Source organism: Pseudomonas ceruminis, assembly GCF_021602025.1.
Classification (GTDB): Bacteria; Pseudomonadota; Gammaproteobacteria; order Pseudomonadales; family Pseudomonadaceae; genus Aquipseudomonas; species Aquipseudomonas ceruminis.
Window position 1 is genome coordinate 373,922 of the sequence record NZ_BQHW01000003.1, and the last position, 13,801, is coordinate 387,722.

The following is a 13,801-nucleotide window of genomic DNA, read 5'->3' on the forward strand; positions in this document are numbered from 1 at the left end:
GGTTGTTCAGGGCAACAGCTTCTCACGGGCCAGCGTGCCTTTGAGGGTGCGTTCCACCACGTCGACCAGCACCATGGTCTGGTGGTCCACTTCGATGTTGATCAGCTCGCCGGCCTTGTAGCCGGCGAAGGTCGTCTGGCGCAGGGTTTCGGGTATCAGGTTGATGGTAATCAGCGTGTCGTCCACGTCGGCGACGGTCAGGCTGCAGCCGTTGACGCCCAGGAAGCCGCGGGGGAACACGTACTTGGCCCACGCCGGTGGCATGCGGAACGTGATGAAAGCCCCGGTCTCCTTGATCGACAACTCAACGATCTCGGCGGTGGTGGCGATGTGGCCGGCCATCAGGTGGCCGCCGACTTCGGCGTTCATCTTCGCCGAGCGCTCGATGTTGACGCCCTGGCCCGCCTGGAAGAAGCGCAGGTTGGTGCGTTCCAGGGTGGCGGTCATGGCGTCGAACTTGACCTGAGACCCGTTGATTTCGGTGACCGACAGGCAGGTGCCTTCGACACTGACGCTGGCGCCGATCTTCAGCTCATCGAGCAGCTCGGGGGTAAGGTCGATGGTGAACTGGTTGTGGCCCGGGTAGGTGGCCACATCAAGCAGAGGGCGAACGGCCTGGACGATGCCGGTGTACATGGAAGTGCTCCTGGGCTCTGGAAACATAAGCTTTCGCAAACTATGCCCGTGAGCCCGGGAATGCAAGCGGCGCCAGGTGGTGATGCCGCTAGAACTTCAGTTGCCACTGCCCGACCACGGCATGGTTATGGCTGTTGTTGCCCAACTCGCCGCTGTAACCCACGCCAATGGTCTGCCGCGCACTCAGACCCAGGTCCACCCCCGCTTCGGCCACCAGGCTGTCACGGTCGATTGCGCTGCCTTCGACACTGAACGCATCCCCACCCGCCAGAAATGCCTGGCGTGTACGGGTGTCGATGCTGCCATAGGTATGGCGCCAACCCAGCGTCGCCCGCGGTGTCAAACTCATGCCGTTGTCCAACTGCCCCAGGTGCGCCACGCGCAAGCCAAAGGTGCTGCTGAAGTTGTGCTGGGTATCGGCATCCACGGCCAGGGCCGCATCACCGCCTGTTTCCCGATAGCTGTCGCGGTGGTAACGCTGGTAGCCCAGGGTGGCGAACGGCTCGGCGCTCAGGCGGCCATTGCCCAAGGCATAACCCAGCTCAACGAAGGCCTGCTGGCTGTCGGCATCGTAATCACCCTTGAGGCGCTCTTCGAAGTCGCTGAAGGCCACGTTGCGTTTGCTGTCGCCGTCATGGCTGCTGTACGCCGCGCCCAGACGCAGTGCCAGCGGGCCGCTCTGGCGCTGGGCGTACACCCCGGCGTGCCAGCTGCGCACGCTGCCATCCAGGCCGGTGCTGTCCAGGCGCGTGCGCGAATAACCGCCCAGCACGCCCAGGCGCCATTCACCGCCCAGCGCCCAGTCGATACCGAGTACGCCACCGCCGGTACGCTGCTCCAGGGCGCTGGCACCCTGGCTGCCATCGATCTTGCCGTAACTGCCCAACGCCTGCGCCCAGACCCGCCCTTGGGCGTTCGGGTCATTGAGGTTGCGCGCCTCACGCGGCACGCCGGTGGCGGCCAGGGCAGGGCTGTCACTGTCATTCAGGCCGACCTGCAGGCCAGCGTTGCTGCCCATCGATTGCATCGCGCCAAGCATGCTGCTGCCGACCTGGGTGGTCGCAGCCAACGTGGCCGCCGCGAGGTTGGCGGTGTTGCTGCCGGCCAGTTGTTCGATGGCATGGCCGGCGCTGCTGGCGCTGGTGCCGAGCACGGCGTTGTACAGCCTGCTGTCCGGGGCGAGGCTATCCAGGCTGCGGGCCGCGGCGGCGCCGTTGCCGCTGTGGGCATAGTGTTCGAAGGCAATGTCGTTGCGGCGGTAGGCCAAGGTCACTGCGTTGCTGGCGTAGGCCAGGGAGGGGGTGAGGAAGGCATAGTCGCTGCTGACCTGGGCAAAGGTACCGTTGACGGTACCGGCAGTGAGTACGGTGTACTGGCTCTGCCATGGATATTCGCCTGGGCTCGGCTGCACGCGCAGCGTGGCGCCGGTCAGGTTTGCCACGCCACTGACGCTGATGGGGGCGCTGCTGCCATCGGCATTTACCCCGTACACCAGGCTCGCGCCTTGGCCAAACGTCAGGTCGCCCTTGACCTGCGCCACGCCCAGGTCGGTATTGGTCAGCAGCGTGCCGTCGACGCGCAGGCCACCGACTGCGCCGCCGCCGGCGTAGAGAGCCCCTTGATCGACCTGTATCTGGCCAAGGATGCTGCCTTGGTTGATCAGCGTCGCGCCGCTGGCCACCACACCCCCCTGGCTGAAGTCGTCGACACTGCTCAGGGTCCAACTGCCGCCAGTCACACGTAACGTTTCGAAGTTGCGGCTGTTGCCGAAGCTGCCAGTACCGTCCAGGGTGACGCTGTCGATACCCGCGCCGCCATCGACCAGCCCTTTGAACACACCACCGGTCGCGACCACCAGGTGGTCGTTGCCTGCCCCCATGCTCAGGGCCAGGCCATTGCCACCGCTGATGGTGCCTCGGTTGATCACGGTGTCGTCGTACTCGCCGATCAACTTGACGCCGAAGCCACCTTCGCCTTCGATACGGCCGGCGTTGTCGATGTAGGTGGCAGCCACGCCGGCCCCCTCGGCACCGTCGTCGACCAGGACGCCGTTGTCGACGCTGCGGATCAGCCCGCTTGCGGTGTTGACGATGCTGCCGCCACCCATGGCGATGCCCTCACTGCCGTTGGGCCTGCCGCCGCTGTCGACGCCTTTGGCGCCCAGGCCCTGGATGGTCCCGGCGTTGTACACGTGGCCGACCAGGTCGATGTCGACGCCATCGCCGTCGCCATTGACCTTGCCGTCGGCGATGGCGCCCGTGATGGTGCCGTAGTTGTACACCGTACCGCTGCCATCGGAGCCAAAGCCCGAGCCGTTGCGGCCGGTGATACTGGCGCCCTCGTAGTTGTACAGGGTGGCATCGGTCTTCAGGTCGACACCGTGGCGGTCGGCGCTGATGGTGCCGTAGTTGTGCACGGTGACGCCGGTCGAGGTGCCGATCTTGATGCCGTCGTACTTCTGATCGAGGCCGTTCTTGTCCTGTGGTGCGGTGTCGGTGTAGATCAGCCCGTAGTTGGTTATCGTGGCGTTGGAGCCGGTCTTGATCGCATCGTTACCCACCGCGTGGATGACGCCACCGGCCTGGTTGAGCAGGGTCGTGGTGAAGGCAGGGTTGTTGAGGGATTCCAGGTCGATGGCCTGGCCGTCGACGGTGGACTCGATGGTGCCCGCGTTGATGATCTTCAGGCTGCCGCCCGCCAGCGGGTTGGTCTGCAGGCGCAGGCCGTCATTGGTGCCCTGGATCAGCGCACCGGCCTGGTTGCTGATGACAAAGTGGCTGAGGTCTTCGCCGTCACTCTTGGAATCGATGCCGCGGCCGTCGGTGGAGCGGATGAGGCCGGCGTTGTCCACGCTGACGGTGGCACCGCTGGTGTGTTTGGGCAGGATCACACCATCGTCGTCACCGGCCACGATACTGCCCGTGGAGGCCACCTCAAGGGTGTCCGACTTTTTCAGTTCCAGCGTGCCGGTGGTGGCGCTGTCGATCAGATAGTCCTTGGCCAGAACGGCAGGGGCGAGGGCGGCGCAGGCCAGTGCGATGCACAGGGCCAGTCGGTTGGGCGTGAACGGCATTGAGCGACCATGGTGAGTGTTCAGGGGCGCTCAATATGGCTATCGGATATTACGGTTTCATGGAGCCTGTTCCGCCAGCGAAGAGGCCGTGAGGCCTTACACATGCCCGCTGCTGTTCACGATCCTCAGGCACAGTGCCTCGTAAGGGTCCAGGTTGACCATCAGCCGGCCGTCTTCGGTGAGGTCACCTTCGACCGTTTCGTTGATCATGTCCACCACGGGCCCAGGCGTGAAACCTGTCAGTTGTAGCTGCTCGGCAATCACCTCCTGACCAAAGTTCAGCGCGCTGATTTGTATGCCGCGCCCAGCCGGCAGCTCGTGCACCATCACCAGTAAGCCGGGGCTACTGACCTCCGGCACCAGCACCTGGCGGCTGGTGGCAATGCCATAGGCCTGGCGCACGGCGAGGAGTTTTTTCACCTTGCTGGCGAACGAATCGCTGTTTTCCAGTTGGCTGTCGAGGCTGCCATACAGCGAACGGGCCCGCGGCATGCCACGTACCGAGGCCTCGGCTTGTGGGGCGAGCCCTGCCAGGTCGTAGCCCCCGCGGTGGATCCAGCGGGTGTCGCCATCGACCATCTTTTCTGCCACCGCCTCGGCCGGCAGCGGTAGGGCACCGACCAGGTCCCAACCCGATAGCGCGACTACACCGGGTTGCATGGCGTTGTACATGACCAGCAGCAGGTGCACTTTCTGGATCAGTTCGATGTCTGTCGCACCGATGGCCTCCAGGTCGCGAATACCCAGCGCCGCCGTGATCAGGCTGGCGGTGGTGCACGAAATGCCGTTGGTGACGAAGCGCAGGTTGTAAGGTGCATGCTCGCCAGACAGGCGTTCATAGATTTCCTCGCGGATATGCTCGCGCAGGATGCTGCCGGGCAAGGTCTGGCCTTTGTACAGGTACATGTCATGGGCGTGCAGGGTCCAGAAGTGCACCAACTCGACGGTAAGTTCGTCGTGGTTCTGCAGGGCATGGATCAAGGACGCCGGGTCGATGCCGAAACTGTGCATCTCTTTGAGCATCAGGCGCAGGAATTCGGTATCGCCTGTCAGCAATGCGTGCTGGTAGGCCGGGCGCGTGATGAAGTCATAGGACAGGTCGGCCCCGCCCTTGGACATCTGCGCGATGTCGTCCAGCGTCAGGTTCAGCTCCTGGAAGCTGAAACCGCCGGCCTTGCGGATCATGCCGCCAATCAGCTGGTTGCCGACGATCGACAACGGATGGCTCTCGGACCAGGCGGTACCGCTTGCGCGGGTCTCTACGCCGAGAAACCCGTTGGCATCCAGGCGCAGGCCGCGTGCACCCAGGCAGTCCAGCGCATGCAGGGCATCGCCGATGATCATCTGCTGGGCGGCAAAGCTTGGGTCAAGCCAGTTGAGTGACGGTTGGCCTTCCTTGAAATAGTGCAGGTAGACCCAGCGCCGGGTCTTGCCGTCGACCCCGGTGATCGGCGGGGTCACGCTCCAGTCGGTTTCCTTGACCCCCGGCTCGAAGAAGATCACCCGTTGCAACTGCCCGACGATGTAATGGTGCGCCTTGAGCTCATCGCACTGCGCCGGCAGCAGGTTGACGGCATCCCGGCCAGCAGGCACGTCGGGCAGCAGCGGCCAGTCTTCCTCACGGATCTCGACCATGTGGTAGAGGCCGGGGTAGGCGCCGTGGGCCAGTTCGGCCAGGCGAAAATCCGTGCCTTTGCCAGTGTGCGAGGGGATCAGGTCGTCGATGGTCACCGCGTTGTGTGCAGCAGCCATGCGGCTCATCTGCACCAGCGCCTGCTCGGTGCCGTAAAGCGGGTCGATGTCGAAGCTGATGCGGTCGAAATTGCCGTCGACGCTGGGGGTGTACTCCCGTCCACGCACGCCGCCGGACTGCTTGATAGGGCCGGTATGGATACCTTGCACGCCGATTTCAGACAGGCGCTTCCACAAGGTTTGATGACCCAGCGCGTCCAGTACCGAGCACCCTTCGGGGGCGATGATGGCATCGGGGTAGACGGTCAGCCACACCGAGGCGATTTCAGTGGCGCGGCGCGGCTGTGCCTCGGCATAGGGGTTGAGCCACAGGCGCGACTGGCCAGAATAGAGGCGGGCCCGCTCCTGCGAGGCCTTGAGCATGGAGCGGTCTTCGAGCCATTTGACGTATGACGGGTCTGGTTGGGTCATGTCGCGTCCTCTCTGCGTGTCGGCACCGGCTCAGGTTATGACGGCATTGGCGACGGAACGTTCGGCTAAAGACACATACCAACCCTCACCCTTCACCGCGCTGGCGGGTGGCCTGCCAGCACAGCAGCGACCCGGCTGTAACCAGCAGCGCACCTTGCCAGAACTGCAGACCCAACTGTGCACCGAGCCACGCGGCGGCAAAGGCCGAGGACAACACTGGGGCAAAATAGGAGGCCGTTGCCATCAACGTCAGGTTGCCGCGCAGGATGCCGATGTTCCACAACGCGTATCCGCCGGCCATGCCCACAGCCGCCGCCAGCAACTCCAGGCCATGGCGCAGGGAGAAGGGCGGCAGCGTCTCGTTGCTTACCAGGTACTGCAGCCAAAGGACGGCGGCGGTCAGCACGAAGAACAGCACCACATGGCTCTGGCCATTGGCGTAGCGACGGGTCACGTTGCAGTACAGGGCGAAGGTGATCGCGCAGGTTGCCGCCAGCCCATAGCTGAGCGGGTTGGAGGTGATATTTTCGCGGATACCCGCCAGCGACAGGCCGTCGGTGCTCACCACCCAGAGAATGCCCAGCAGGGCGATGGCGGTGCCGGGGACGATGATCCAGCGGGCGGGCTGGCGGTTCATGGCGATCGCCAGCAGTATCGTCAGGCTTGGCCACAGGTAGTTGACCACCACCAGCTCAATGGCCTGGGTGCGGCTGACGGCATAGCCCAGCGCCAGGCACAGGCAGATTTCGTAGGCGACGAACAGTGCGGAGCCTGTTACCAAATAGAACCGCGACGCCTGGCGCAGGCGGGGTCGGCCTAACAGCATGACCAGCAGGGCGGCCCCCAGGGTGTAGATCAGTGCGGCGCCGCCCACCGGGCCAAAGTGCTCGCTGACACTGCGGATCAGGCCGCTGGCCGTGCTCCACAGCAGGATCGCCGCCAGGCCGCAGGCGGTGGCGGCAGGGCCGCTGGTGATGCGCATGGGGTGCTCCAGTGTCTGGGACTTTTTCGGTTCGGCACAATACCTTGTTGTCGGGCAATGCGCAGGCCTCAGCGCCGTGCCGACAATTGCTGGGGGGCGAGGAAGGCATCATGGAAGTAATTGCGCAGCGCCTGCATCGCCGGGCTGAATGCTCGCTCGCGGTGCCAGGCCAGGCCGACGCTCATGGGGGTGACCGGGTCGCTGATGGTCACTGTTTCGATGCGCTTGCCTTCCAGCGACCAGGGGCGGTGCACCAGGTCCGAGAGGATTGCCACGCCACTGCCATTGGCAACCATGCTGCGCACTGCCTCGACCGAGCTGGTGCGTACCCGTACGCGGGGCCGCTGGCCGGCCAGCTCCCAGTAGCGCATGGCGCTTTGCTCGGCTTCGTCCACGGTGAGCAGAATGAACGGCTCATGGGCGACATCGGCCAGGCTCACCGCCGAGCGTTCGCACAGCGGGTGATGGCTGGGCAGCCACAGCCGGCGTTCGGAGTTGAACAAGGTTTCTGAAACGATATCCGGGTGGGTAAGGTTAGCGGTCAGCACCACCGCCATGTCGAAGCGGCCCTCCAGCAGGCCTTGCTCGATAGCGCTGCGTTCCTGCTCGTGCACCTCCAGCGTGACATCCGGGTGCCAGTGCCCCAGGCGCTGCAAATGGTGCGGCAGAAAGTAGCCGATCACTGTGTAGCTGGCCGCCAAACGCAGCAACCCACTGGCGCGAACGTCCGGCAGTGGGCTGTTAAGTGCATCGTCCACGCTGCGCAGGATCACATAGGCACGGTTGAGAAAGTGTCGCCCGGCATCTGTCAGGCTCATACCCTGGGCCGAGCGCTGAAACAGCAGTGCCCCGAGCATGGCTTCCAGCTCCTTGATTGCGGTGGTGACAGCGGACTGGGAAATATTGAGGTGGATTGCCGCTTGCGAAATCTGGCCGATCTCGGCGGTGGCGACAAAATAACGGACTTGGCGCAAAGTCAACGACACGAGAAACACTCCTGGGTATCTGTTTTTCAGAAGACATCCTATCTGTTTATAGATCTACCCAAGGGGTCGCAGAGAATCTAACGTGGCCGGTACGCAGTCACAAGTACCTGGAGAACTGGCATGCAGGCAGTGGATTTCAACTCGGACATGGGCGAAGGCTTCGGCCCGTGGACCATCGGCGATGGCGTCGATAATGAGCTGATGGCCTTCATCAGCTCTGCCAATATCGCCACTGGTTTTCATGCGGGCGACCCAGGCACCATGCGTCGCACGGTCGAGCGTGCCAAGGCGCTGGGTGTGGCGGTCGGTGCCCACCCCGGCTTTCGAGACCTGGTCGGGTTCGGCCGTCGGCACATCAATGCGCCGGCCCAGGAGCTGGTCGACGACATGCTCTATCAGCTTGGTGCTCTGCGCGAAATTGCCCGTGCCCAGGGCGTTCGGCTGCAGCACATCAAACCCCACGGCGCGCTGTACATGCACCTCGCTCGCGATGAAGAAGCCGCGCGGCTGCTGGTACAGCACCTGCGGGTGATTGAGCCTGAACTGCTGCTTTACTGCATGCCCGGTTCGGAAATCTGCCGGGTGGCGCAGGAATGCGGGCAGCCGGTGGTGCGCGAGTTCTACGCCGATCGTGAGTACGACCTGAGCGGCTCAATCGTGTTTACCCGCAACGTGCGTGGCCATGAGCCGCAGCGGGTCGCCGAGCGCGTGCTGCGCGCCTGCCAGCAAGGCCTGGTGCGTACCGTAGAGGGACAGGACCTGGCCATCGAGTTCGATTCCATCTGCCTGCACAGCGACACACCGGGTGCGCTCGAGCTGGTCCAGGCCACCCGTTCGGCACTGGATGCCGCCGGCATCGAGGTGCGCACACCGCGTTGAATCACGGGCACCCGGGGCGCAGACCCCGGGGCCGCTGTACCGCATTGTTTTTTGCCTGCCTTACGAATAAAGATTCCAAAAAGGAGCAGACATGGCCGAGCCGCTTGCCAGTACCCCGATCCGCTACAGCTTCGGTGCCGATGAGCATCTGTTTGCCGAGGTCAGCGACAGCATGTCGCTCGAGGCCTTCTTCAAGGGCATGGCCGTTACCCGCGCCGTGGAGCGCCTGGCCTTGGAGGGCGTGCTCGATATCTGCCTGGCCAATGCCTCGTTCCAGATTCGCTTCGACCCTGACCGCATCGCCCCGGCAGCCCTGCTGGAGGCTGTGAAGGGCGCTGAAGCCGAGGCTGTGGCAGAACGTGCGTTGCACACCCGCATCATCGAGATCCCGGTGCTGTACAACGACCCCTGGACCCACGAAACCCTGATGCGTTTTCGCGACCGCCACCAGGACCCGGACAGCACCGACCTTGAATACGCCGCGCGCATCAACGGCCTGGCCGACGTCGAGGCATTCATCGCTGCGCACAGCGGCGCGCCGTGGTTCGTATCGATGGTCGGCTTCGTTGCCGGCTTGCCGTTCATGTTCCAGATGGTCGAGCGTGAGCGACAATTGCAAGTGCCCAAGTACCTTCGCCCACGCACCGACACACCAAAACTGACCCTCGGCCACGGTGGTTGCTTCGGGTGCATCTACTCGGTGCGCGGTGCCGGGGGTTACCAGATGTTCGGGGTGACCCCGGCACCGATCTATGACCCTCAACAGACCCTTAGTTACCTGAAGGCGCACATGGTGTTCTTCCGCCCAGGTGACATCGTCCAGTTCAAGCCCATCGATCGTCAGGCCTATGACCAGGCGGTAGCGGAGGTGGAGGAGGGGTGCTTCGACTTGCGCATCCGCCCCGTGGAGTTTTCCCTGGATGCATTTCTGGCCGACCCGGTCGGCTACCCCCGATCGTTGCAGGAGGCGCTGGCATGATCAAGGTACTCAAACCTGGCCTGGCCACTTCGGTGCAGGACCTGGGTCGAGAAGGCTATTACCACCTGGGCATTCCGCCCTCGGGTGCGCTTGACCAATACGCCTTGCGCGCGGCCAACCACCTGGTTGGCAACCCGGCCGGGGCAGCGGGCCTTGAGTGCGCGCTGGTGGGGCCGGAGTTGGAATTCCAGCAGGATGCGCTGGTGGCAGTGTGTGGGGCGCAGATGCCGGCCTTGCTCGATGGCCGCGAGCAGCGGCCTGACACTGCCTTTGCGGTCAGGGCCGGGCAGGTGCTGCGCTTTGCCTTCCCCACTGCAGGGGCACGGGCGTACCTGGCGGTCGCGGGCGGTATCGATGTGCCCGAAGTGCTGGGCAGCCGCTCTACCTATGCATTGGGTGCGTTGGGCGGCTATCACGGTCGCAAGCTGGTGGCGGGCGATGTGCTGCCAGTGGGGCTGCCCAGTGGCAAGGCGCGCGCCGGTGCCAGCCTGCCAATGGCCTTGCGCCAGGCGCTGGGTGGGGAGGTGGTGTTGCGGGTGGTGCCAGGCTTGTACTTCCACCGCCTGACCGAAGCAGCCGCGAACAGTTTCTTCACCGATGCTTGGACGGTCGGCTCCGAGGCCGACCGTATCGGCTATCGCTACAAAGGCGGAAACGCACTGAGCTTCCGCCCGCGTGAGCAGCCCTTTGGTGCCGGTTCGGATCCGTCCAACATCGTCGACAGCTGCTACCCGATCGGTTCGATCCAGGTACCGGCAGGGCTGGAACCAATCATCCTGCACCGCGATGCGGTATCCGGTGGCGGCTACGCGATGATCGGCACGGTGATCAGCGCCGACCTGGACCTGATCGGGCAGATGCAGCCGAACCAGCAGGCCAGATTCTTGCCGGTGAGCATGGAAGGGGCCCTGGAAGCGCGGCGGTCGTACCAGAAGAAACTGGGGTATCTGGGCCGGTTGTTCAGTTGATCGATGGGGTGCAGGCACCCCATCAGTCGCGTCAGAAGCTGTACTTGGCAGTCAGCATCATGTTGCGCGGCGCCCCCCAGGTGTCGCCGGCATAGTCCACTGAACTGGCGATGGCCGAGTAGTACTTGCGATCGAACACGTTGTTGGCGTTGAGTTGCAGGTCGAGGTGCTTGTTGACCTGGTAGCCCGCCATCAGGTCGGTGACCGCATACGCCCCCTGGATCAGCCGGTACTCGCTGCCATCGGCCACCGTGAAGTCGTTGTAGATGCGGCTCTGCCAGGAAATGTTGCCCCCCACCCGCAGTTTTTCCAGCGGGCCCTGGAAGCGGTAGGTGGTGGTCAGCTTGAACATGTGCTCCGGGGTGTCGGTGTCGAAGCGCTGGTTCACGTTGCCTGGGTTGGCCGCGTCCTTGAGCGTATGCACGCGGGCGTAAGTGTAGCCGGCACCGATCTGCCAGTGCTGGGTCAGCGCACCTTGCAGTTCCATGTCGATACCCTGGCTGCGCACTTCGCCGGAGGCTTCATAGCAGGCCGATTGCGGGCAGTCCGGCACGAACACCTGCACGGCGCGATTTTCCTGGTCGATGCGGAACAGCGCGATGCTGGCGTTGAGTGCGCCGCCGAAATATTCGCCCTTGATGCCGATCTCGTAGTTTTTGCCCACGATTGGCTTGACTGGCGTGCCCGAGGTGCCCTTGGAGCTCTGCGGGGTGAAGATGTCGCTATAGCTCACGTACACCGAGTGCTGGTCGTCGAGGTCGTAGATCAGGCCGGCGTAGCGGGTGACATTGCGGGTGACCTTGTAATCGCCTTCGCCGTCCCGGTTATCGTAGTCATACCAGTCCAGGCGGCCGCCAAGGATCAGCTTGAGCGGGTCAGCCAGGCTCAGGCGGGTGGTCATGTACACACCTTCCTGGGTGGTGACTTCACGGGTGTTGCCGGTATGTACGAAGTTCGGCTTGCCAGCGTTCAGTGGCCAGTTGGTGTCATAGGGGCTGTAGTTTCGGGTGTCCATGTCGTAGATGCGTTTGCTGGCACCCACCACCAACTCGTGAGTGCGGCCAAAGGCCTCGAACGGGCCGCTGACGAAGCCGTCCAGGCCGGCCTGGTTTTCCTGGTGCCTGGACTGGTACACCGTGCGCGACAGCGGCGCCTGCAGACCGGCCCAGCGCGACTGATAGGAGCCGGTGAATGTTGCGTTCTGCTCGGAATAATTGGCGTTGACCTGGAGCTTCCAGTCATTGGCCAGGCGCTGGCGGACTTCGGCGAATACGGTATTGATGTCCTGGTCTTTGTTCTCCCAGTCAGTGCCAGGGTTATAGGCGCGCGAGAAGCCCATGTGATGGCCGTCCAGCGCGGTTGGCATGGCGCCCCAGAAGTAGTTGGTCTTGTCCTTCTGATGGGAGAAGCCGAGGGTCAGGCTGGTGTCTTCGGAAAGGTCAGCCTCGGTGACTGCATAGAACAGGCCGTGGTTTTCTTCGGCGTCATCGATGTAACTGTTGGCATCGTGGTACGACGCCACCACGCGCCCACGCAGCGTGCCACTGTCGTTGAGCGGGCTGGACGCGTCGATTTCCCCGCGGTAGTTGTCCCAGCTGCCAGCAGCGCCGGTCAGGGTGACTTTCTGTTCGGCCAGTGGGCGCTTGCGCACCAGGTTGATCGCCGCCGACGGGTTGCCGGCCCCGGTCACCAGGCCAGTGGCCCCGCGCACGATCTCGACCCGGTCGAACATGGCCAGGTTCGGCTGGGCACCGACCGTCCAACCTTGATAACCGCTCGGAATGCCATCGTACATCAGGTTATCGATGTCGAAGCCGCGTGCCGAATAGGTCTGTCGGCCCGGGCCATTGGAATAGTCGAGGAACAGCCCCGGGGTGGCCTTGACCACATCGTTGATGCTGGTCATGGCCTGGTCATCCATGCGCTGGCGGGTGATCACGGTCACGGCCTGCGGGGTCTCACGCAAGCTCAGTGGCAGCTTGGTGGCGGTGGACATCGCGCCGGTGGTGTAAGACTGCGAGCCTTCGGTGGTACTGCCCAGTTGATCAGAGCTGATTTCGGTGGCACCCAGTTCCAATGTGGCGGGCTGGCCATCGTCGGCCAGTGCTGGAGGGACGATGGCCATGTACACGGCCATGGCGAGCAGATTGCGAGCGGGGAGGGAGCGCATGGGCGCCAGGTACGACGGCATGGGAGAGAGGATCCTGTGATAGGTAATTGCGAATGTTTATGAGAACTATTGGCAATAAGTGTGTCAGGATACGTCGCAGGGTGAAAGTCTGTGGTCTCAGGAAATTCACGAATTTTTCACATTTTTTGTAATGGCGCCGGGCTGCGTCACGCGTTGGGGGGCCGACGCACCTACGTGATGGACCGTGGTGAAGGCGCTAGGGTGAAGTGGGGCGTGTGACCTGTTTGCCCCGTTGGCTGGCAACTTCCTGCGCTTGGCCGTCCCGCTGCTTGCCTTGGCGCGCCAGCCCCTCGAGCTGTGGAATCAACATGCCCTCGGGCAGATGCCGCCAGAACCGGCCGGGCATGTGCAAGCGCAGCGCGTCCGGGTTGAGCCGGGCAGGGTTGAAGGTATGGCGATAATAAGTACGCCACAGTTCGGCGCCGGGGTCGTCGGCATTGCGCGCCCATTGCCGCCAATCGTCAGGGCAACTGTGCCGATAATCAAAATCCTTGCCATCGAAGCGGATGCCGTCCTGCGGTGTGGCGATCAGCCAGCGTAGCCGGCCCAGACGGTCAGCGAAGTGCCCGCTGGCACTGAGCAGAATGTCATGGGCCGGTTCGTGATAGGCCACCAGGTCCAGTTGCAATTGGGCTGCCAAGGCGTCTGGCAAAGGCACGAAACGCACGAAGGCATGCAGGTGATGCGCCTCGCGGCTGACCTGTTTGATGCGTCGATGCAGTTCGCTGCCCAGGCGGTCTCCGGCCAGCATCGCCGTGCGGTCACCATGGGCCACGCGCCAGAGCACTTCGTAAAGCAGGTTCCAGCGCTGTTCGCCGCGGTAGCGGGCAGCCTGCTCCAGCAGGCCCAGCAGGGCTGCGGGCACCTTGGCGCGAGCAGGCTCGGGCCTTGCTCGCCCATGGCATCGACCCAGCCGAGGTCACCTGGGGGCAAGGCCCGATCGA

Annotated in this window: 9 protein-coding genes and 1 pseudogene; 3 read left to right on the forward strand and 7 right to left on the reverse strand. The window is 63.7% G+C overall.

Features of this window, described 5'->3' with window-relative positions:
• Positions 1-6: 6 nt before the first annotated feature.
• From L6D80_RS05920 to L6D80_RS05940, 5 genes are all read right to left on the reverse strand, one after another.
• Positions 7-636 carry a riboflavin synthase subunit alpha gene (locus L6D80_RS05920; RefSeq protein ID WP_176512918.1) on the reverse strand — a complete coding sequence of 210 codons (630 nt, stop codon included), beginning with the start codon at positions 634-636 and terminating at the stop codon, positions 7-9.
• Between the two features lie 88 nt (positions 637-724).
• Entirely contained in the window at positions 725-3,709 is a 2,985-nt protein-coding gene (locus tag L6D80_RS05925) for an autotransporter family protein (protein ID WP_176512919.1), read from the reverse strand.
• A gap of 96 nt (positions 3,710-3,805) precedes the next feature.
• Complete coding sequence (treS, locus tag L6D80_RS05930) at positions 3,806-5,872, reverse strand: maltose alpha-D-glucosyltransferase (RefSeq protein WP_054901591.1); 2,067 nt, start codon at positions 5,870-5,872, stop codon at positions 3,806-3,808.
• 85 nt (positions 5,873-5,957) lie between these two features.
• Positions 5,958-6,854, reverse strand: a complete 897-nt coding sequence (yddG, locus tag L6D80_RS05935; RefSeq protein ID WP_176512920.1) for an aromatic amino acid DMT transporter YddG — start codon at positions 6,852-6,854, stop codon at positions 5,958-5,960.
• Between the two features lie 68 nt (positions 6,855-6,922).
• Positions 6,923-7,840, reverse strand: a complete 918-nt coding sequence (locus tag L6D80_RS05940; RefSeq protein WP_176512921.1) for a LysR family transcriptional regulator — start codon at positions 7,838-7,840, stop codon at positions 6,923-6,925.
• Positions 7,841-7,960: 120 nt separating this feature from the next.
• Here L6D80_RS05940 and L6D80_RS05945 point away from each other — a divergent pair, with 120 nt between their 5' ends.
• From L6D80_RS05945 to L6D80_RS05955, 3 genes are all read left to right on the forward strand, one after another.
• Positions 7,961-8,719: a 5-oxoprolinase subunit PxpA gene (locus L6D80_RS05945; RefSeq protein ID WP_054901594.1), complete on the forward strand. Its 759-nt coding sequence runs from the start codon at positions 7,961-7,963 to the stop codon at positions 8,717-8,719.
• A 91-nt stretch (positions 8,720-8,810) separates the two neighbouring features.
• Positions 8,811-9,698, forward strand: coding sequence for a 5-oxoprolinase subunit B family protein (locus L6D80_RS05950; protein ID WP_054901595.1), 888 nt, complete (start codon positions 8,811-8,813; stop codon positions 9,696-9,698).
• Positions 9,695-10,666, forward strand: coding sequence for a 5-oxoprolinase subunit C family protein (locus L6D80_RS05955; protein WP_054901596.1), 972 nt, complete (start codon positions 9,695-9,697; stop codon positions 10,664-10,666). Before L6D80_RS05950 ends, L6D80_RS05955 begins: the two co-directional genes overlap by 4 nt.
• A gap of 31 nt (positions 10,667-10,697) precedes the next feature.
• Here L6D80_RS05955 and L6D80_RS05960 read toward each other — a convergent pair whose 3' ends face one another.
• Together L6D80_RS05960 and L6D80_RS05965 are read right to left on the reverse strand one after the other, a co-directional pair.
• Complete coding sequence (locus L6D80_RS05960; protein ID WP_176512922.1) at positions 10,698-12,857, reverse strand: TonB-dependent siderophore receptor; 2,160 nt, start codon at positions 12,855-12,857, stop codon at positions 10,698-10,700.
• A gap of 196 nt (positions 12,858-13,053) precedes the next feature.
• Positions 13,054-13,743, reverse strand: a pseudogene (locus tag L6D80_RS05965) (TIGR03915 family putative DNA repair protein); the annotation flags it as partial.
• Between the last annotated feature and the right edge of the window lie 58 nt (positions 13,744-13,801).

Bases quoted from the DNA above. Each gene is read 5' to 3' on its own strand.
- yddG (WP_176512920.1), bottom strand. From the start codon at position 6,854: ATGCGCATCACCAGCGGCCCTGCCGCCACCGCCTGCGGCCTGGCGGCG.
- treS (WP_054901591.1), bottom strand. From the start codon at position 5,872: ATGACCCAACCAGACCCGTCATACGTCAAATGGCTCGAAGACCGCTCC.
- L6D80_RS05960 (WP_176512922.1), bottom strand. From the start codon at position 12,857: ATGCCGTCGTACCTGGCGCCCATGCGCTCCCTCCCCGCTCGCAATCTG.
- L6D80_RS05925 (WP_176512919.1), bottom strand. From the start codon at position 3,709: ATGCCGTTCACGCCCAACCGACTGGCCCTGTGCATCGCACTGGCCTGC.
- L6D80_RS05955 (WP_054901596.1), top strand. From the start codon at position 9,695: ATGATCAAGGTACTCAAACCTGGCCTGGCCACTTCGGTGCAGGACCTG.
- L6D80_RS05945 (WP_054901594.1), top strand. From the start codon at position 7,961: ATGCAGGCAGTGGATTTCAACTCGGACATGGGCGAAGGCTTCGGCCCG.
- L6D80_RS05950 (WP_054901595.1), top strand. From the start codon at position 8,811: ATGGCCGAGCCGCTTGCCAGTACCCCGATCCGCTACAGCTTCGGTGCC.
- L6D80_RS05920 (WP_176512918.1), bottom strand. From the start codon at position 636: ATGTACACCGGCATCGTCCAGGCCGTTCGCCCTCTGCTTGATGTGGCC.